Below are 20,150 nucleotides of genomic sequence, written 5' to 3' on the forward strand. Positions count from 1 at the left end.
TTGCCTACACGTCACGACTGTTTACTCTAAGCGTCCCATGAATCCAGAGGTGCAAAACATTGTGGCTGCAGGCAAGCTCCCTGCTGCTGACGGCGAAAAACTTTCCAAACTTGAACCCGGAACTTTCGTTCTGCACAAAAGCTGGGGCGTCGGCAAGATCGCCGAATGGGATTTGCTGGGTGACCGCCTGCTGATCGACTTTGAAGGCAAGCCCGGCCATCCGCTCAAGCTCGCCTTTGCCATCAGTTCGCTGGAAATCATCTCCCCCGACCACCTCCTGGCCCGCCGTCTGGCAGACCTCGACTCGCTGAAGGAAATGGCTGCCAAGAATCCGCCTGCACTAGTGGAACTGGCGCTGAAGAGCAGCGGCAACACCCTGCACCTGGACGACCTGGAAAAGCTGCTGAAGGGCCGCATCGTCTCCGACGCCGACTACAAGAAGTGGTGGGAAGGCGCCAAGCGCGCGCTCAAGACGCACCGCCACATCGTCGTTCCGGCCAAGCGCACCGAGAAGCTGGTGCTGCGTGACCAGGCGGAAAACCCCGGCACGCAGATGGTGAAGTCCTTCCTCGCCGCCCGTGACCTGAAGTCCAAGCTCGCCACGCTGGCCAGCATCCAGAAGGACATTGACCTCTTCAGCGATCCGAAGACCGAGCTGATCCCCGTTTTCCAGGACATCTCAGACTCCGCACGCAAGAGCGTGAAGCTCAACCTCAAGGAGTGCCTGCAACTCCTGCTGGCACGCGACGAACTCATCGAAAGCCTGGAGGCGAGCTCGCCGATGGGGTCCATGAAAATTTCCGACCTGATCACCGAGACCAAGGAAGTGCTGGCAGACGCCATCAAGGGCCTCTCCTCCGGCTTCCTGGCACGCATCTACCGTGCCTTCCCCGAGGCCTTCCCAAACCGTGGCTGGGTGCCCGAGATCCTGCACCACCTCACCAAGACCGGCGGACGCGCCGTGGCCGAGATCGCCACCGTGCTGGATGCCAACGACGAGCTCGACGTGCTGGCAGAAGCCCTGAAGAAATCCCTGCGCAACCGCATGCTCTCCGCTGATCTGCTGATCTGGATGGCCCGCGAGCGCAAAGGCCTGGCGGAGTCCGTCTTCGACATTGATCTGGGTCATGCCATCCTCGGTGTCATTGAGAGCGACCACATGGAGGGCGGGCCCAAGCGCACCGGCCGCCTGCAGGACCTGCTCTCAGATGACAAGACGCTGCTGGGCGAAATGGTGGCGGAGGCAGAGGAGGAGGATGTACGCCTGCTGGCCAAACGCCTGATCAACGGATCCCTCTTTGACGAGCTCACCCGCCGCTCCCTGATGGCCCGCATCATCAAGGTGCGCCCTGAAATGGAGGCCCTGATGGACGAAAACGCCTCGGCCACCCACAAGGATGACTCCCTCATCGTCTCCTGGGAAAGCCTGGAGAAGAAAAAGCAAGAGCTGGAAGACCTGGTCAACGTCAAGATCCCGGAAAACAAGCGCGAGATCCAGATCGCCCGTGATGAGGGTGACCTGCGCGAAAACGGCGGCTACAAGGCCGCGCGCGACCAGCAGTCCGTCCTGCTGCGTATGCAGGGCAAGCTGGAACGCGAGCTGCGCAACGCCCGCGGCACCGACTTTGCGAACGTGCCTACGGACAAGGTCGGCATCGGCACCGTCGTGGACGTCGAGGACATCCCTTCCGGTGAGAAGGAGACCTTCACCATCCTGGGAGCCTGGGACGGCGACCTGGACAAGAACATCATCAGCTACCTCTCGGAGTCGGCCAAAGCCTTGATCGGCAAGGCTGTCGGCGAGGAGCTGGAGCTGCCGACAGACAGCCACCACGTCAGCCGCAGGGCCAAAGTCACGGCGGTGCGGGCTTTCAAGCCGTAAATACGCCACCCTCACGGGATAGGACCGGCTCTCAAGCAGAGTCCCCTCCCCCCTTGCATCACGCAAGGAGCAGCGGCCTCAGCGGCTGCGCGTGTGCGCCAGCCTGTTGCCTTCCGGCAGCAGGCGGCGCACTCTCATTCTTGATGGCGGCACTGCGTTAAGTGAAGGGACAAAAATGGCCCCGCTGGCCGGAACCACGACTAACATTTACGCCAGCAGTGGAGATTTTGCGCTGCATGCGGATTCAGGATGATTTTTTTCAATCCTGCTTCACGTTTGTAAAATCTGAGCCCCGCCAACCCAGGGGACTGCCACTTTTTCTGTGCATTTCTGTGCACACCTCACGCCCCCAATGCCTCCAGTCTCCCGCCCCTTATTCCCCCTCAGGAGCCTTCGAGAAAACATCTTTGCAGCTCGCAGCACCCGCCTTCCCCTGCTGGCGACAGCCGTTCTCGGACTGCTGACGCAGCCTGAAGCAGCGGGTCAGATGCCCGGCCAGAACAACAATCTCAGTGTCATCCTCAGTGGCACCGGGCTCGGCACGCCGCAGCCAGTTGCACCCACGCAAGACCCGGCCGTCTTTGATGCCAACCCCGGCCCGTGGGGGCAGATGAAGTGCGCCTACGTTTACCTGGAGGCTCCGGCCAGCCTGATCGAAGAATTCCCGCTGCCCAGCCCCGTGCCGCGCTGGACCTTTCCAGCCGCCGCGCTGCTGAACCTGCCCTCCTTCCTCAGCAAGGCAGGCATTTCCCAGTCTCTCATCGCTACGCTGCTGGACCCGAAACACATGGTCAAAGAGGGTGCCTACGTGCACCTTCTCCCCCCGCTGGCAGAGCTGGAGGCCCTGACTCCGGAGACCCGTGCGGTGATCTATACGGAACTGGCAAAGTACCCCGAAAACGAATACCACGCCGACCCGGTGCTCATCATTGGCACCACGGTGGAGGAGTGGTACAAAGGAAGCAAGCTGCGGCCTGAAATCATCAACAAGATCAGCAAGCTCAGCTATGCCCGCGGCGAGGCCACGGCCTTCAGCGACATCCCTGCGCTGCTGAACTACGCGCAGTCAGACTCCGAGGCCCGCGCCATCTTCAAAGCCTGCACACGCACGCGCAACCTGATGATCCGCCTCAAGCTGGACAAAAACTCCAACGCCGATGAGGTCATCAAGTACTGGAGCTTTGGCACGGGCATCCGCCGCAAGGACCTGGAGCCCCTGGTGCGCTCCATCATCGAGCTCGATGGGGTGGATGATCTCGGCATTGTGCACATCCTGCCAGCCCTCGCGCGCAAACTGCTCTACACCTACCCCGGCCTGGACATGGCCAAGCACGGCATCATGCCGGACTGCCACTGGACCTCGCTCAATTTTTTCAACTACGAGCCGCACGAGTACCTGCTGGACGCACGGCTGGCCACCAGCCAGGTGCTGGAGCAGTTTGTGCCCGTGGAGCCTCCCTACCAGTTTGCCGACATCCTCTTCTTCCTGGACAACACCACGGGGGACGCCTTCCACTCCTGCGTGCATCTGGCAGACAACATCGTCTACACCAAGAACGGCCGGAACATCCTTTCCCCGTGGGTGATCATGCGGCTGGAGGACGTGAAAAAAATCTACCTCTACAAGGGCAACGGCCGCGTGCAGGGCTTCCGCCGCAAGGACATCGCAGCGGAGAAAAAAGCCGCGCAGGAAGCGCCGTGATGGCATGAGTTTTGGCAGGTGCCTGCAATGAGAAGCAAATGGCGGGCGTTAAACACCACCACCATGCCCTCCCGCCGCCACTTCCTCCACACCGTCCTCGGCACCAGTGCCGCAGCCGCCTTTGCCGCCGACTCCAAGCTCAGCTACAAGGGGGAGAACATCCAGTTTGGCCTCGTCACCTACATGTGGGGCGCGGACTGGGACCTGCCCACGCTGCTGAAAAACTGTGAAACCGCGCAGGTGCTGGGCGTGGAGCTCCGCATCGACCACGCGCACAAGGTCAGCCCCGCCCTCACGCCCGAGGAGCGCGCCGCAGTGAGGAAGCAGTTTGAAGATTCGCCCGTGGACCTGCTGGGCATGGGAACGAACTACGAATTTCACTCCCCCAAGGAGGATGAGGTGAAGAAGAACATCGAAGGAGCCAAGCAGTACATCAAGCTCTGCCACGACCTCGGCGGCACCGGCGTGAAGGTGAAGCCCAACGCGCTGCCCAAGGACGTGCCGGCGGAAAAAACGCTGGTGCAGATCGGCAAGGCGCTGGCTGAACTGGGAGACTACGCGCTGGGCTTTGGCCAGGAGATCCGCCTGGAGGTGCACGGCAAGGACACCTCCGAGCTGCCGAACATCAAGACCATCATGGACGCCGCCGCCCGTGACAACGTGCGTGTGTGCTGGAACTCCAACGACACCGACCTCAACGGCGCCGGACTGGAGGCCAACTTTGCCCTCGTCAAAGACCTTCTGGGCCACACCACGCACATCCGTGGCGTGAACCAGAGCACCTACCCTCTGGACAAGCTGGCCAAACTCCTCGTGGAGGCCGACTACGAAGGCCACGTCTGCCTGGAGGCCCACAAGCTGCCCGCCGGAGACCGCGTGGCAGCCCTCGCTGAACAGCGCGAGCTTTTCATGAATCTGGTGACGGAGGCGCGGAAGAGCGTGAAGGACTGAGCTCCAGGAAAATGACGAATGAGTAAGCCCTAATGACGAAATAAGGTCGAATGCCAAAGGCCGAAGCTAGCATCGAGCCGTAACGCGCAGCCCCCTTGCAACGCGTATGCGCATTCGAGCTTCGGCATTATTTCGTCATTCGGATTTCGTGATTCGTCATTCCCCCTCCCTTTTCGCTGCTCGTATGAGCAGTACACCCCCTTGACACCCCCCTGCCCCTCTGCCATTTCAGAGGCTAGAATTCTGATTTTGCCCCTCCGCCATGGCCGCCCCTGCTCCTGCCCACAACTACACTGAAGACTCCATCAAATCCCTCGACTGGCGCGAGCACATCCGCCTGCGCCCGGGCATGTACATCGGCAAGCTGGGAGACGGCTCCCTGCCGGAGGACGGCATCTACGTGCTGCTCAAGGAGGTGCTGGACAACTGCATCGACGAGCATGTGATGGGCTTTGGCAATTCCATCGAGATCACCATCACCGACGACCAGACCGTGACGGTGCGCGACTACGGGCGCGGCATCCCGCTGGGCAAGCTGCTGGAGTGCGCCGCGCAGATCAACACGGGTGCGAAGTACGACAGCGAAGCATTCAAAAAATCCGTCGGCCTCAATGGCGTGGGCATCAAGGCGGTGAACGCCCTTTCCGAATTCTTCGAAATCCAGGCCGTGCGTGAGAAGCAGACGCGCTCCATCGAGTTCAGCCAGGGCCTCGTGGTCTATGACATGGGCAAGCCCAAGCCCTGCGACGAGCCAAACGGCACACGCATCGCCTTCCGTGCGGATGCGGAGAGCTTTGCTGACGACACGCATTTCCGCCTGGATTTTGTGCGCGAGATGCTGCGCTTCTACGCCTGGCTGAATCCAGGTCTCTCCCTGCTCCTCAAGACCCCGGCGGGTGAGGAGAAGTTCAAGTCCAAGGACGGCCTGATGGATCTGATCCGCTCCAAGCTGACCGAGGAGCCGCAGTACCCCATCATCCACCTGGAAGGCAAGGACGTGGAGGTGGCCTTCACCCATGGCACGGGCTACGGCGAGGAGTACTACAGCTTCGTCAACGGCCAGCACACCACGCAGGGCGGCACGCATCTGGCTGCCTTCCGCGAGGCCATCGTGCAGGAGTGCCGTGAGTTTTACAAAAAGCAGTTCGACCCCGCCGACGTGCGCGGCAGCCTCATCGCCGCCGTGAGCGTGAAGGTTCAGGAGCCCGTGTTTGAGTCGCAGACGAAGACCAAGCTGGGATCGACCCACATGGAGCCCAACGGGCGCAACCTGCGTGGCCACGTCACCAGCGTCATCAGCGCCCAGCTCGACAACTTCCTGCACAAACACTCGGACATCGCCAAGGCGCTGCAGGAGAAGATCAACTCCAACGAAAAAGAGCGCAAGGAGATCAGCGGCATCCAGAAGGCGGCGCGTGAAAACGCCCGCAAGGCCAAGGTGCACAACAAGAAGCTGCGCGACTGCCGCATCCACTTTGACACCAAGGACAAGCGCCGCGAGGAAAGCACCCTCTTCATCACCGAGGGTGACAGCGCCTCCGGCAGCATCACCAAGAGCCGCGATGTGGAGACGCAGGCCGTCTTCAGCCTGCGCGGCAAGCCGCTGAACTGCTTCGGCCTGACCCGCAAGATCGTGTATGAGAACGAGGAGTTTTATCTCCTGGCCAACGCGCTACAAATTGAGGAAGACCTGGAGGAGCTGCGCTTCAACCGCGTGGTGCTGGCCACCGATGCCGATGTGGACGGCATGCACATCCGTCTGCTGATGATCACGTACTTCCTGCAGTTCTTCCCCGAGCTGGTGCGCAAAGGACACCTGTACATCCTGCAGACGCCGCTCTTCCGCGTGCGCAACAAGAAGGAGACCTACTACTGCTACAGCGACGAGGAGCGCCAGCGCGCCATCCACCGCTGCGGCAAAAGCGCCGAGATCACCCGCTTCAAGGGTCTGGGCGAGATCAGCCCGGATGAGTTCAAGCACTTCATCGGCCCGCACATGCGTCTGGAGCCCGTGAAAATCCGTGACCACGAAACCGACGCCGACGGCAACGCCCTCCCCTCCGAGCACCGCAGCGTGAAGGAGATGCTCTCCTTCTACATGGGCAAAAACACTCCTGAGCGCCAGAGCTACATCGTGGAGAATCTCCGCATCGAGCAGGAGCTGGAGTTTAAGGAGACGGCTGAGCCAGCGGCGATCGCGGAGGCGGCGTGAGGTGGGCCGCAGGAAGCACGGGCAATCGTGCCCGTGTAGAAAGCGCTCTCTGCGGGCAGCATTGCCCGCACTACTTCCCCACAAAAAACCCGTCAGACCTTTCGGCCTGACGGGTTACTGAGACTTGGCTGCAGAGAACTCCCGGCGCTTACTTCGCCTTCACCTTGAAGCTGCGGAACACCACAGGATCGCTGTGTCCTGCAAAGCCGATGAAGCCCTTCGTGTGGTCCAGGCCCTTCGGCGGGTGGGCGATCAGGCTGCGATCGAGCTTGTCGATGTCCACGTCGAGGATCTTGGTGCCGTTGAGGATGACCTTGATCTTCTGGCCATCGACCTGGATTTCCTGGAAGTTCCACTCACCCACGGGGCGGAGGTAGCCGTGCTTGGCACCAGCGCAATGGTAGAGGGAGCCGTGGTACTGGTAGGGCTCCAGGCCTTTTTTGCCGGCGGCGGCCTGCTTGGCGTTGTAGCCGTCGCTGTCGATGACCTGAAGCTCCAGGCCATCAGAGGCGGAATGGCCGCCGAGAGGGGTGCGCAGGGCGATGCCGTTGTTGCCGGCAGGGGGGAGCTTGAACTCCACGCGGATGATGCCGTTTTCAAATTCGTCCTTGGTCAGCAGGTCGCCGCCTTTGCCGGGCTTGCAGGTGATCGCGCCGTCCACCACTTCGTAGCTGTCCACGGCCCCCTGCCAGTTGCTGAGGTCCTTGCCGTTGACGTATTCCTTGAAGCCGTCTTCGGCCCAGTTGCCTGCGAGTTCCTTGTTGGCTTCTTCAGCGGGGATCTCGCGGATGTAAACGTTCTTCCAGCGGATCTCGCTGCCGTGGGTCTGGAGCTGGATGGGGCCTTTGGCAAAGGCAGGATCTGGGAAGAAGCCGTTGGGCATTTTCTCAGCGGGCTTTGCCTCGGCCTTGGCGTCCTTTTTGCCGTAGGCCAGGTAGCCGGCCTTGCGGTTGGCAAAGAAGTTTTCCAGCACGGCGTTTTTCACCACGACTTCGCCGTTGAAGGTCACGGTCACGCGCTCGCCCACCATGCGGATGAGGAAGGTGTTCCACTCGCCGAGAGGCTTGTCCATGAGCTTGGTGGGGTTTTTGCCCTCGGGGCTCTTGTTGTTCCAGAGGCCGCCGGAACCGAAGGGCTTGCCGAGTGCGACGGCTTTTTCGTCCTTCTCCGTGAAGTCCCAGATCTGCACCTGCGGGATGCCGCGCAGGTAGATGCCGCTGTCGCCAAGAGGGAGCATTTTGTAATCGACCATGAGTTCAAAGTCGCCGTAGTCCTTGTCTGTGGTGAGGTACAAACCTTTGCCGTCGTTGACGAGCTGACCGTCCTCGACTTTCCAGTGAGCGTTGACGTGGTCGCCCTTGTCGTTGCCTTTGGCATCCACGAGGCCGCCCTCGATGGATTTCTTTTTGTACGCGGCCAGCTCCTCCGGGGTCATCTTCCAGAGGTCATTCGGGTCCTGGGTGCCCCAGCCATACCATCCGGAAAGATCCTTGCCGTTGAAGAGCGCGGTGAATCCGGGTGGTGGTACATTGTCCTCGGCGCGGCAGAATGCGGCGGCGGCGAGCAGGAGGGTCAGGGTCAGTGTTCGTTTCATGGATGGGTGAGAGAAGCAAAGGAGTCGCATCCCACAGCGGGCATCTTTCATTCTGCGGTTCGATGGTCACTTTCTGCTCGACATTGGTCACAAAAATCGGGACGCTTTTCCCCTTCATGAAATCTGCCATTTTTGTTCTGCTTTTCAGCTGCTGCTGCCAGCTTTCCCTGAATGCCCAGGCTCCCGCTGCGGGGGAGGCCGCCGCCGGTGCCCAGGCGCTGATGCAAAAGCTCTTTTCGCAGGACATCTCGGAGGAGGACCTGCAGGTACTGGCCAAGGAGGCAAACAAGGCCGGCGTCCCTCGCCAGCAGATCATCGAGGCGAAGCTCATCTGGGGCTTGCGCCAGCAGAGCACGCCTTTTCTGGTGAAGATCCTGCCGGAGGTGGAGATTCTGGCCAGCAGCTTTGACCCAGCCAATGCCGTGGCGCTGCCCAGCCTGGAAACGGTGAAGAGCTTCATCTCCTACATCAAGGCGATGAAGGCCTCCCAGGCCGGAGATGCGGTGGGCTTCAAGCAGAACATCTTGGAGGCCATCTGGCTCAGCCCGCAGCAGGCGCCCGTCTTCATCCAGGCCATGGAAAAGTTTCGCCTGGAGGCCAAGATGGCGGAGCTCGTGATCGACCTGAAAACGCCGCTGACCACCTCCGGCGGGGAGGCCACCACGCTGCATGACGTGCTGGGTGGCAAGAAGGCGCTGCTGGTGGACTTTTGGGCTTCCTGGTGTGGCCCGTGCATGAAGCTGATGCCTGCTCTCAAGGCCAAAGCGGGGGCTCTTACCTCCCACGGCATTGTTGTGGCGGCGATCAACAAGGACGATGAAAACGCGGAGGCCACGGCAGAGCGCATCCGCCAGGAGCAGAATGCCAGCCTGCCCTGGCTCATCGAGCCCGCCGAGCGCCCCTACACCCAGGCGCTGGAGATCGCCACCATCCCGCGCATGGTGCTGCTCTCCCCTGAAGGCAAAGTCCTCTTCAACGGCCACCCGGAAGACCCGGCGCTGTGGGTCGCGCTGAAGAAGATCGACGCGACGATCGAGCCCCGGCCCACTGAGTGAGGCGCTGAAGGCGAATCAGGCCTGCCTCATCGCACGCGGCGGCTGACAGAAACCATGGCAGGTGCTCTTTGCCTGTGAATTTATGAAAGGCGCCGTTCTCAATCTGCCGGGGCAGCCACCCTTGGTCTGCCTCTCATGTTTTACATTCACCGCGTAATGTCGAACGCACAATCCTCGCCGCCTGCTGGCGTGTCCCCGTGGTTCATCCTGACTTTGTTCGCTTTGTCGAAAGGTTGCATCAGGCTTGCTCGAGCTTAAAAGGGATGGTTCAGCGCTCTGCAGACGGCTATTTTCGCCCTTTTTGCCGTGGTGCTCAAAAAGAGGCCAAGCCTTGGCACTTGAGCGGGCTGCTGGGTGGGAAATATTTTGTCCAACTGAATGCCGCAGGCGACTGTACAAGTCATAGGGCGGCTCATATGCCGCCTTCACGACCACGCCATGTCCTCCCCCGACCGCACCCAGGAATTCCTCGAACTGCTCACGCGGCACGACCGCGCCCTGGGCGTGTACGTCTACAGCCTGGTGCCAGCCCCGCATGATGCGGAGGACATTCTCCAGCAGACCAAGATGATCCTCTGGCGCTGCTTTGACCAGTTTGAGCCCGGCACCAACTTCCTCGCCTGGGCGCGCAAGACCGCCTTTCATCAGATCCTCACTCACCGCCGCCAGAAAAAACGCGAGGCCACCCCGCTGAGCGACGAGGTGCTGGAGCTGCTGCACGACGAGGTTTCCAAGCTCAGCGACAGCACAGACCGCCGTGGCGATGCCCTGCGCACCTGCGTTGCCAAGCTTCCCGCCGCGCACCGCCAGCTCATCACCCTGCGCTACTTTGAAGACCTTGAAATCGATGGCGTGGCAGAGCGCATCCGCAGCACCGTGGGGGCTGTGTACCGCGCGCTGAGCCGCATCCGCATGAACCTCATGTCCTGCGTGGAAAAGGAACTCAAACTGGAAGGAGCCGAAGCATGAAGCCCGCCGATCAATTTCGCCTGCTGGAACTCTCCGAACGCTACGCCGATGACAAGCTCACAGCGGAGGAGCTTGCCGCGCTGGAGACCGAACTGCGCGACAACGCAGCCTCGCGCGCCTTCTTTGCCAAGGCCCTGCATCAGCGTGCCGAGCTCTGCTTTGACGACTCCTGGCATTCGCAGGCAGAGCCAGCCCCCGCCCCTGCACCGCGCACCGTGTGGTGGCGGCATGCCATCACCGCCGCTGCGGCGGCCTGCGTGACTCTGGGCTTCTTCTGGCTGCAGGGCCACCGGGACGGCACCGTGGCCACACTGGTGCGTGCGCAGCAGTGCCAGTGGGCCGGCAGCAGCCTGCCCACCGTGGAGGGCGCGCGCCTCAAGCCGGGCATGCTCGATCTCATGGAGGGCCTCGCCGTCATCCGCTTTGACAGCGGCGCGGAGCTGGTGCTGGAGGCCCCCGCCACCGTGGAGGTGCTGGACGGCATGAACTGCAAGCTGCGCCGCGGCACACTCGTCGCGGAAGTGCCCCCGCAGGCCAAAGGATTCAGCATTGATACCAAGGACGCCAAAGTCATCGACTGGGGCACCAAGTTCGGCCTGAGCGCCGGAGAGGACGGCAAGTACCTCGTGCAGGTGATGGAGGGCCTCGTGGAGGTGGACGACAAATCCGGTGCCGCCTCCAAAAAGCTGCAGAAAGGCCAGCGCGTGGACCGTGGCTGGTCGCAGAAGCAGATGCATCCCTCCGCCGGCGATGACGCCGATGCCGAGCCCAGCCGCTGGCAGCCCGCCGTTGTCATGGACGCCGGAGACGGCTGGCAGGCCATCACCACCGCCTTTGGCCATGGCAAGGACAGCTACATCCAGTCCTCCGACAAAGCCCCGCATGACTTTGGCACCCATCCCTTTTTCCGTGTGAAGCACAGCGGCGACACCAAGCCCGACCTCAACCGCAAGGGCTACATCGCCTTTGACCTCAGCAAATTCAGCGGCCGCAGTATCCAGGATGCGGAGCTCGTGCTCACCATCGAGCCCAGTGAGCTCGGCTTTGCCAGCTTTGTGCCGGACAGCACCTTTGCCGTTTATGGCGTGCTGGACGAAAGCACCGACGCCTGGGAGGAGAGCGGTCTGACCTGGCAGCAGGCCCCCGCGCACGACCCCGCCCAGCCCGAGCGCCACCTCCCCGTGGCCGCCAAGGTGAAGCTGCTGGGGAAATTTGAGATCGCCCAGGGCATCAACCGCGGCACCCGCAAGCTGCGCGGCATAGACCTGGCCGACTTCCTCAACGCCGACACCAACCAGATCGCCACCCTGATCATCTGCCGCGAAACCAATGAAACCCAGGACAGCGGCCTCGTGCACGCATTTGCCACCAAAGAAAACGGAACGCGGTCTGCGCCGATGCTGCGGGTGAGGCTGGGCTCAAAGTAGCCTTATCCCTGCGGAACAAGGACTCGCTACGCCTACATCGACTCGCTACGCCTACATCTGAAGGCTCATCAGTCCCGGACTGTCATCGCCCAGCGTCGCGGAGCCTCCCTTGTTGCACAGCTGCAAGGCTGTCTTCAGTCCCATCACTGAATCTTGATCGGCTTCGCCAGTGGGAAGCGTTTCTGGATCCACACAAGGGTGAAGAACAGGCGCAGCCGCCACCAGGTGCCTAGGGTCATACGGGTACGGCCGGCCAGGGCGCAGTTGATGGCGCAGACCACGCGAAACCGGTTGGTTGGCTGGAAGAAAAGCTGCGCGAAATGCTGGGTGTAAAACCGCTCGATGAACTGCCAGAAGCGGCTCACATGCCGGCGCGTGGCCCACTCGTAGCGCTTCATGCCAAAGGTGCGTGCCTTGCCGCTGGCGAGGGCGGCGTGCACGGCCTGCGCCCCCTGGCGGGCGCTGATCATGGCCAGCATCACCCCGCTGGAAAAAATGGGGTCGATGAACCCAGCCGCATCTCCCACGCGCACAAGGCGGTCGGAAACAAGTCTGCGGTTCGTGTAGGAGAAATCGGTCAGCACATGCCCCTGTGTGATGGGCTTCGCATTGATCATGCGGTCGTGCACGGCGCGGGTGCTCAGCACCGCGTCATCAAAGGCCTGCTGCGGGTCCTGCTTCAGCGCCTTGAAGTCTGCTTGGTCCAGCACCAGACCCACACTCGTTTTGTCGTCCTGCAGCGGGATCATCCAAAACCACGAGTTTTCGCGGCGGATGATCAGGATGTCCCCCTTCTCCTCCCCGGTGGTCATCTGCACGCCGCTGTAGTGGCCGAAGATGGCGATCTTTTTGTGCCCGGGGTAGTACTCGCGCAGGTTTTCGCGGTTTGCGGTGAAGTTGCCCAGCCCGCTGGCGTCCATGAGAAACGCGGCCTGCACCTCATGCTCCGTACCGTCCTTGTCGCGATACTTCACGGTGACGCGGTCTTTTTCAACGCGATGCTCCATGACTAGCGCCTCCTCACGCACCTCCGCGCCCAGCCCCTCGGCATGGCGCAGCAGGATGTCGTCAAACTTCGCACGCTCGACCTGCAAGGACTCGGGAAACTCGGTGAAGGAGCCGCGTGAGAAATTCATCCGCGTATGGATCGAGCCGTCGCCCATCCAGAACTGCGCGCCGCGTTTCACCATGAAGCCTGCCGACTGCACTTTCGCCCAGACGCCCAGCTCATCGAAGATTTCACGATTGTACGGCAGCAGCGACTCGCCGATGTGAAAACGCGGGAAACGGGACTTTTCCAGCACGAGGACTGACCGACCGTCCTGACGCAGCGTGGCCGCAGCCGTGGCTCCCGCAGGCCCGCCGCCGATGATGATGACATCCCAGGGTTTGCTCATGCGCAATGAATGGTGGGGGTCGGCACAGGCCGCAAGAAAAACTCCACAGCAAGCCGGGCCCGGCGTGCGATATTTTTTCACCCCGCTGCCATCTCCCGTCCACAGTTTTTGCCCCGGGCCGCCCGGCGCCTGCGCCAGAACCGCCCCACAAAAAGCGTACCACCCCTGCAGCCTCATCCCCTACCCTTGGCCCCATGAATGAAAAGCTCGAAACCCTGCTGGAGCGCATGCAGTCGCTGGAAAAGGAAATCCTGCGCGAGTTGCAGCGCAAGGAGATGGAATTTTTCTACGAGGTGCGCCAGGGCCGGGTGCGCTTTACCGAGGAGGCGCGTGCGCAGCACCGGCTGCTGCTCAAGCGCTTCACCGCCTACATCCGCGACTCCCGCTTTATGATCCTGCTGACCACGCCCGTCATCTGGTCATGTATCATCCCCATCGTGCTCCTTGACGTGTTCATGGTCGTCTACCAGGCCATCTGCTTTCCCATTTACGGCATCCCCAAGGTGAAGCGCAGCGACTACATCCGGCTGGACCGCCGCCACCTGGCCTACCTGAACTGGGCGGAGAAATTTAACTGCGAGTACTGCGGCTACGCCAACGGCGTGCTCGCCTGCGCCTCCGAAGTGGCCGCGCGCACAGAGCAGTACTGGTGCCCCATCAAGCACGCGCTGCGCATGAAGTCCATGCACAGCCGCTACCGCTTCTTCTTCGACTACGGTGACGCCCAGCACTACCGCCAGCAGCTCGAAAAGGTGCGGCGCTCGTTTGAAGACATCGAGAAATCCAAGGCCGAGGACGCCGCGCAGGCCCGCAGCCAAGGCTAAGCAGCCGCCGCCACACCTGAGCGACGGAGGGGGGGATCGGGACGATCACACTCCGCCGATCACTTAGGCACGACGGTGAAGCCTTCTTTGCTGTCTTTGATGAGCCAGCCTGCGGCTTCGAGTTCTTTGCGAAGGGTGTCGGCGGCGGCCCAGTCTTTGGCCTGCTTGGCGTCCCAGCGCTGCTGGGCCTTGGCCTGGATCTCGGCTGGCACGTCGGCCACGGCGTCTTCGGCCACGGGGGGCAGCACGATGCCAAGGGCACCGAGCATGAAGTGCAGGCCGCTGCGGGCTGCGGCGGCCTCTTCGGCGGAGAGCGCGGCGGGCTTGAGCTTGTTCAGCACGCCAAAGATGCCGCCCATGGCTCCGGGCACGTTGAGGTCATTGAGCAGCGTTTCCCAGGCTTCGCTGAAGGGGCCGGGAGTGCTGGAGTGCTGGAGTGCTGGAACTGCTGCGGCGAGCGCCTTGTCGGCCTTCGCGAGTTTTTGCAGGGCCTGACGTGCTGAGTCGAGGCTGTGCATGGTGAAATTCAGCGGGGCGCGGTAGTGGCCGGAGATGAGCACGTAGCGAACCTCGGCGGCGGTGTAGCCGCGCGCGGCCAGATCCGCCAGCGTGTAGAGATTGCCGATGCTCTTGCTCATCTTGCCGCCGTCCACCATGAGGTGGGCCACGTGCATCCAGTGATGCGCAAACTTCCCGTGCGTGCTGCAGCAGCTCTGGGCGATCTCGTTTTCATGATGCGGGAAGATGAGGTCCACACCTCCGCTGTGCAGATCGAAGTCCTCGCCGAGGTATTCGAGAATCATGGCGCTGCACTCCAGGTGCCAGCCAGGGCGGCCTTCGCCCCAGGGGCTGGGCCAGTAGTTGGCGCCGTCTTCGGGCTTGCGTGCTTTCCAGAGGGCAAAGTCGGTGAGCGAGTCCTTGGTGTATTCGTCGCTGTCGGTGGCGCTGGCGGCCTCGCTGGCCCCCAGGCGCAGCTCGCGGTCCTCCAAGTGGCTGAGGCGGCCGTAGTCTTTGAATGAGGAGACGCGGAAGTACACGCTGCCATCGGCGGCGGCGTAGGCATGCCCGCCGGAGATGAGCTTTTCGATCATCGCCACCTGATGCGGGATGTGCGCCACGGCGCTGGGCTCCACATGCGGCGGCAGCAGGTTCAGCGCAGCGCAGTCGGCGTGGAATTTCTGCGTCCAGCCCTGGGTGAAGTCGGTGAGTGTCTGCCCCGCCTTCTGCGAGTCGCGGATGGTTTTGTCGTCCACGTCGGTGATATTGCGCACATGCAGCGTGGGTGTGCCGGAGGCCTCCACCACGCGGCGCATCACGTCCTGCGCCACAAAGGTGCGGAAGTTGCCGATGTGCGCCGGGCCATACACCGTGGGTCCGCAGCAGTAAAAGCGCAGTGTTTTGCCGTCGAGCGGCGTGACATCGCGGTCGGTGCGGGAGAGGGTGTCGTGGAGTTTCAGAGCGGCAGACATGAGGGGCGGTGAAGGTGAATGACGAATGGAGATTGTCGAGTGCGGGAATGCGGTGGCTGGTGGCCAGTCAATCAGTCGAGCCCCCTCCTGCACGAAAATCGGCCGGAAAAGGATCCCGCAGCATCTGCCACTTCCCAAAACCCCACGCCTGCCCACTGGCGCAGCAGCCGCTTACTGCCCCCTTGCTGTTACCGATGCCCCTTGACCCTGCGCGGCGATGGGGTATCTTGAATCCTCTCCAAAACGGGGGCGTACTGGTTTCGACGGGTCGTCTTAGTTCGGAGCTGCATGCCGAGGATGATTCGTTGGCCTCGTTAAACACCGGATCAAAAACATAAATGCAAACTCTAACGAGCTAGCACTCGCAGCTTAAGCACTGCGACATCCTTCAGGCAATGTCTGGTAGCCTGAACGATGCCACTACCAGGCTGGTCTGATGGCCGGGCGACCGGGTCACAGACGAGATCAAACAGGACGCTGGGTGAAGAGTAGGCTGTCTCAAGCCGCCTCCCACCGAGACCAAAGATGAGACTGAGCATGGAGACGCTACGGGCAACGGTGATTCGGACAGGGGTTCAACTCCCCTCGCCTCCACCATTTTCACAAACCACCGCCACACAGGCGGCATACACACTAGGGTTGGAGCACCCGGCCTGCAAGGCGTCAGCGGCTAGGGCTGGTACCAGTAGGTGATCTTGCTTTTGTCGGCGAAATTAAGGGACTTGAGGTCTGTCTTGGGATAGACCCGGGCGCTGAGGTCGGCGTCGCGTCTGCCGGCCACGACCACGACGTGGGTCCATTTGGGGTCCTTCTCCTGGATCACATGCTGGTAGTGGTATTTCTTGCCGGCCTGTGCCGTTTCCGGCAGATCCACCGGCACCGAGAAGCTCCCGGACTTGGTCTTGCGGCTCAAGTCCTCCATCTTCTGCAGGGTCTTGGTCATGTCAAAATTCATGCGGGCGAGGTCCAGAGCCGCGCTCCTCTGCTGGACCAGCTGGTTCTGGTCATTGAAGAAGTAGATGAAGTTTACAAGCTCCTTCATCGGGATGTCCTGCGTGGGTGTCACGCTGAACTCGATCGTCGCCTTTGCCGGAGGATACTGGCCGTTTACGCGTATGGAACTGGGCATCGTCCTGCCCTTGGAGATCGCGCCCAGTTGAAACTTGGGCTTGGTTTCCGCGATTGCCGCTGCGACAGCGCCCAAGGCCAGAGACAGCAGGAGGAGCATTCTCATGCCAGGAATATTGTGGAGCCCGGGATTCACGCAAGGATAAAACTTCCCGCCCGACATCGCCCAACGCAGGGGCCATACAAAAAAAGACGTTAGCGACTGCGAGGTGGGCGCTACTGCATGGCTGTGGGTGGATGGAATGCGCTGGCTGGCGGAAAGCAGCTTATTGCTGAGCAACAGGGGAGGACTCTGCGATTTCGGACGCTGACGATCAGGGGACTGCCGCCCCGCTGGCTGCGGGCCGCTTCGCCCACGGTTTTGTTTTGCTTTTTTCCGCAGGGCCGGAGAAAAAGCTGCGTTTATCTGCTCTCTCCTTTCACCCACCCTGCCCCGACCATGAAACGCATCGCCGCCCTTTGCCTCGCCCTCGCCACCCTTCCCCTGCATGCCGAGGACTGGCAGCCGGAGGCGGGCTTCACCTCCCTCTTCAATGGCAAGGACCTCACCGGCTGGTGCTTCCGCGAGAAGACCAAGAAGGACGACCCTAACCCCGGCACCATCACCGCCAAGCACGATGGCAAGACCGAGGCCGCCGATGCGGGCAAGTACATCGTGAAGGACGGCGTCATCGCCGTGACCTTCCCCACGGAGATGGACAAGCTCACCGGACAGCTCTACACCGTGGCCGAGTTCCCGAAGAACTTCACCCTCAAGCTCGAATTCCGCGCCAGCGTGAACGCCGACAGCGGCGTCTTCATCCGCAAGCCCCAGCTCCAGTGCCGCGACTACCTCGTGGCCGGTCCGTATAAGGAACTGAAAGCCTACAAGCCCCAGGAGTGGAACCAGATCATCGTCGAAGTGAAGGACGGCGTGGCCCACTGCACCTGCAACGGCGAAGTCCTCGAAGACGCCCTCAAGCTCCCCGCCACCGGCCCCATCGGCCTGGAGGGAGATCGCGGCGTAATGGAGTACAGGCACATTCAGATCAAGGAAGTGGAGTGAGGTGAGAAGCGAGTGAGGTGGGATGTGGGCGAATTTATGATTTACGATTTTTAATTTATGATTTCAGAGGAGGAGCGCATTGCGGCCTCTTCCAAATCATCAATCGTAAATCGTAAATCATAAATGCCCGCGCCTCGGTGCTAGATAGGTTCCCCGGCGGTGGTATTAATATTGAGCCTCTCTGGCAGCCCGCCCCCCATCCCCCCATGAAAAACCTCTACCGCCGCGAATTTCTCCGCGACCTCGGCATCTCCGCCGGGGCGCTGCCTTTTCTTGCCGGGCTGCCCAGCCTGACGGGTGCGCCCACGCCGCAGCGCAAGCAGAGGCTGATCATCATGTTTTCGCCGAACGGCACGCTGCCGAATGAGTTCTGGCCGGATCAGGAGGGGGCGGATTTCAGCTTCAAGTCCATCCTCAAGCCGCTGGAGGCATTCAAGGACAAGATGCTCATCCTCCACGGCATCGCCAACAAGGTGAAGGGCGATGGCGACAGCCACATGCGCGGCATGAGCTGCCTGCTCACCTGCGACGAACTGCTCAAGGGCAACATCATGGGCGGCGGCGGCAATCCCGCCGGATGGGCCAGCAACATCTCCATCGACCAGGAGCTCAAAAACTTCCTCCAGAGCAAGAAGGAAACCAAGACGCGCTTTGGCTCCCTGGAGTTCGGCGTGGCCGTGCCCGAGCGCGCCGATCCCTGGACGCGCATGTGCTACGCCGGTGGCAACCAGCCCGTGGCCCCCATCGACGATCCGCACCAGATTCTCAAGAAGGTGTATGGAAAGATGAAGGACAAGGACAGCCTCGTCAGCATCTTGGACGACGTGCGCGACGACCTGAAGCGCATCTCTTCCAAGCTCAGCGCGCGGGACAAAGCCCTGCTGGACCAGCACATGACGCTGGTGCGCAGCATGGAGCAGGACCTGGCAGATGCCGACAAGCAGGGCAAGCTGGCGCACCCCGTGCCGCAGGTGGATCCCAGCATCGAGCTGGTGAACGACAACACGCCGCAGATCAGCCGCATCCAGATCGACCTCCTCGTCAATTCCCTGGCCAATGACATGGCCCGCATCGGCACGCTACAGTACATGCGCAGCGTGGGCATGGCGCAGATGCGCTGGCTCGGTGTGGAGGAGGGCCACCATTCGCTCTCCCACGACCCCGACGACAAAAAAGACAGCTACGAGAAGCTGCTCAAGATCAACACCTGGTTCGCCGGAGAGTTCGCCTACCTGGCCAAGCGCCTCAGCGAGACTCCCGAGGCCACCGGCGGCGGCAGCATGCTGGACAACACCCTGCTCGTCTGGACCAACGAACTCGGCAAGGGCAACACCCACACTCTGGACAACATCCCCTACATCATGATCGGTGGCGGCTGCGGGTTCAAAATGGGCCGCAGCCTCAAGTTTGACAAAGCCGCCCACAACCGCCTCTGGATGGCCGTGGCGCAGGGCATGGGGCACGATCTGCAGACCTTTGGCAAAAAGGAGCTGTGTGAGGGCGGCGCGCTGGCGCTGAGCTAGGGCCGTGTGTGCGAGAGAAGCAACGCGTCTTGCCAGCTCGGAATGAAGGGGTGTCTGTGGAGCGTGTGGGACCAGGATGGTCCCACTCCTTACAAACCCGCCCAGTGCCTCCGGCAGGAGAGGGATCATCCTGATCCCTCACGCGCCCGCATCGTCCATCGCACCCGGATTTCCCAAAGCCGAAGGTCCTGGATGGTCCCCCTCCTGGCTGGCTGGAGGCCGTTCCCGCACTATGCAGCCCACTCCCCTGCCCGTCGGCGGTTGCGAACCAGAGCTTGCAAAACACGCCAAACTCGCCAAGGAAACACGCTCTTATGCCAGCCACCCCAGTTATCAATCTCCGCAAGGGACACGCCGTCCGCTACAACAACGACGTCTGCGTCGTCACCGACACCGAACTCAAGACGCCTCCGCGCATGGCCTCCTTCGTGCAGATGTCCGTCCGCAGCATCACCATCGGCAAGATGTACAACCTGCGCATGACCTCCAATGAGTCGCTCGAATCCGTGAACCTCGTGAAGGACAACCACGAATTCAGCTACAAGGACGGCGACGGCTACCACTTCATCCATCCCGAAACGTTTGAAGACGTGCTCATCGGCGAGGACAAGCTGGACGCCAAGACCCGCGGCTATCTCATCGAAGGCCAGAAGTACCTCGTCGTCTTTGCGGATGACGTCGTCGCCGGCATCGAACTTCCCGCCAACATCATCATGACCGTCACCGACAGCCCTGCTGGCGTGAAGGGCGACTCCGCCAACAACGTGTACAAGGAAGCCACCACGGAGTCCGGCATGCGCGTGCAGGTCCCCCTCTTCATCGGCCCTGGCGACAAGATCAGCGTCAAGACCGAAGACGGCACCTACCTCGGCCGCGCGAACTAAGTTCTGCGGAATCGAATCCATTCAAGAGCGCCTGATCGTGAAAACGGTCAGGCGTTTTTGTTGTCTGGGGTGAATCGGATTGGGTAAT

General features: G+C 61.6%; 15 protein-coding genes and 1 other RNA gene. 12 read left to right on the forward strand and 4 right to left on the reverse strand.

What is annotated here, in order from left to right; translation table 11 throughout:
- Positions 1–37 precede the first annotated feature (37 nt).
- From ACZ5WW_RS05695 to ACZ5WW_RS05710, 4 genes are all read left to right on the forward strand, one after another.
- Complete coding sequence (locus ACZ5WW_RS05695; protein ID WP_377166861.1) at positions 38–1,882, forward strand: GreA/GreB family elongation factor; 1,845 nt, start codon at positions 38–40, stop codon at positions 1,880–1,882.
- Between the two features lie 352 nt (positions 1,883–2,234).
- The gene (locus tag ACZ5WW_RS05700; RefSeq protein ID WP_377166859.1) at positions 2,235–3,584 is read left to right on the forward strand and encodes a hypothetical protein; all 1,350 of its coding nucleotides are present in this window, start codon (positions 2,235–2,237) and stop codon (positions 3,582–3,584) included.
- A 63-nt stretch (positions 3,585–3,647) separates the two neighbouring features.
- Positions 3,648–4,535, forward strand: coding sequence for a sugar phosphate isomerase/epimerase family protein (locus tag ACZ5WW_RS05705; protein WP_377166857.1), 888 nt, complete (start codon positions 3,648–3,650; stop codon positions 4,533–4,535).
- Positions 4,536–4,797: 262 nt separating this feature from the next.
- Positions 4,798–6,747 carry a DNA topoisomerase IV subunit B gene (locus ACZ5WW_RS05710; RefSeq protein ID WP_377166855.1) on the forward strand — a complete coding sequence of 650 codons (1,950 nt, stop codon included), beginning with the start codon at positions 4,798–4,800 and terminating at the stop codon, positions 6,745–6,747.
- 148 nt (positions 6,748–6,895) lie between these two features.
- On the opposite strand, the gene ACZ5WW_RS05715 is transcribed toward ACZ5WW_RS05710, so the two are convergent.
- The gene (locus tag ACZ5WW_RS05715; RefSeq protein ID WP_377166853.1) at positions 6,896–8,341 is read right to left on the reverse strand and encodes a 3-keto-disaccharide hydrolase; all 1,446 of its coding nucleotides are present in this window, start codon (positions 8,339–8,341) and stop codon (positions 6,896–6,898) included.
- Between the two features lie 116 nt (positions 8,342–8,457).
- Here ACZ5WW_RS05715 and ACZ5WW_RS05720 point away from each other — a divergent pair, with 116 nt between their 5' ends.
- From ACZ5WW_RS05720 to ACZ5WW_RS05730, 3 genes are all read left to right on the forward strand, one after another.
- A complete protein-coding gene (locus ACZ5WW_RS05720) occupies positions 8,458–9,396 on the forward strand; it encodes a TlpA family protein disulfide reductase (protein ID WP_377166851.1) in 939 nt (312 codons plus the stop codon).
- A 438-nt stretch (positions 9,397–9,834) separates the two neighbouring features.
- Positions 9,835–10,365 (forward strand): sigma-70 family RNA polymerase sigma factor, encoded by a 531-nt coding sequence (locus ACZ5WW_RS05725; protein WP_377166849.1) that lies wholly within the window; start codon positions 9,835–9,837, stop codon positions 10,363–10,365.
- Positions 10,362–11,792 carry a DNRLRE domain-containing protein gene (locus ACZ5WW_RS05730; RefSeq protein WP_377166847.1) on the forward strand — a complete coding sequence of 477 codons (1,431 nt, stop codon included), beginning with the start codon at positions 10,362–10,364 and terminating at the stop codon, positions 11,790–11,792. Before ACZ5WW_RS05725 ends, ACZ5WW_RS05730 begins: the two co-directional genes overlap by 4 nt.
- A 143-nt stretch (positions 11,793–11,935) precedes the next feature.
- On the opposite strand, the gene ACZ5WW_RS05735 is transcribed toward ACZ5WW_RS05730, so the two are convergent.
- A complete protein-coding gene (locus ACZ5WW_RS05735) occupies positions 11,936–13,189 on the reverse strand; it encodes an NAD(P)/FAD-dependent oxidoreductase (protein ID WP_377166845.1) in 1,254 nt (417 codons plus the stop codon).
- Between the two features lie 194 nt (positions 13,190–13,383).
- Here ACZ5WW_RS05735 and ACZ5WW_RS05740 point away from each other — a divergent pair, with 194 nt between their 5' ends.
- A complete protein-coding gene (locus ACZ5WW_RS05740) occupies positions 13,384–14,013 on the forward strand; it encodes a hypothetical protein (protein ID WP_377166843.1) in 630 nt (209 codons plus the stop codon).
- Between the two features lie 59 nt (positions 14,014–14,072).
- Here ACZ5WW_RS05740 and cysS read toward each other — a convergent pair whose 3' ends face one another.
- Positions 14,073–15,482 (reverse strand): cysteine--tRNA ligase, encoded by a 1,410-nt coding sequence (gene cysS, locus ACZ5WW_RS05745; RefSeq protein WP_377166841.1) that lies wholly within the window; start codon positions 15,480–15,482, stop codon positions 14,073–14,075.
- 245 nt (positions 15,483–15,727) lie between these two features.
- Here cysS and ssrA point away from each other — a divergent pair.
- Positions 15,728–16,079: a transfer-messenger RNA gene (gene ssrA / locus ACZ5WW_RS05750) on the forward strand.
- 73 nt (positions 16,080–16,152) lie between these two features.
- Here the strand turns inward: ssrA and ACZ5WW_RS05755 are convergent.
- Positions 16,153–16,716: an early set domain-containing protein gene (locus tag ACZ5WW_RS05755; protein ID WP_377166839.1), complete on the reverse strand. Its 564-nt coding sequence runs from the start codon at positions 16,714–16,716 to the stop codon at positions 16,153–16,155.
- 333 nt (positions 16,717–17,049) lie between these two features.
- On the opposite strand from ACZ5WW_RS05755, the gene ACZ5WW_RS05760 reads away from it, so the two are divergent.
- The 3 genes from ACZ5WW_RS05760 (at position 17,050) to ACZ5WW_RS05770 (ending at position 20,062) form a co-directional block, all read left to right on the forward strand.
- Positions 17,050–17,655, forward strand: a complete 606-nt coding sequence (locus ACZ5WW_RS05760; protein WP_377166837.1) for a 3-keto-disaccharide hydrolase — start codon at positions 17,050–17,052, stop codon at positions 17,653–17,655.
- Positions 17,656–17,861: 206 nt separating this feature from the next.
- Positions 17,862–19,178, forward strand: coding sequence for a DUF1552 domain-containing protein (locus ACZ5WW_RS05765; RefSeq protein WP_377166835.1), 1,317 nt, complete (start codon positions 17,862–17,864; stop codon positions 19,176–19,178).
- Between the two features lie 314 nt (positions 19,179–19,492).
- A complete protein-coding gene (locus ACZ5WW_RS05770) occupies positions 19,493–20,062 on the forward strand; it encodes an elongation factor P (protein ID WP_184338114.1) in 570 nt (189 codons plus the stop codon).
- Positions 20,063–20,150 lie beyond the last annotated feature (88 nt).

This window comes from Prosthecobacter fluviatilis, assembly GCF_055388355.1.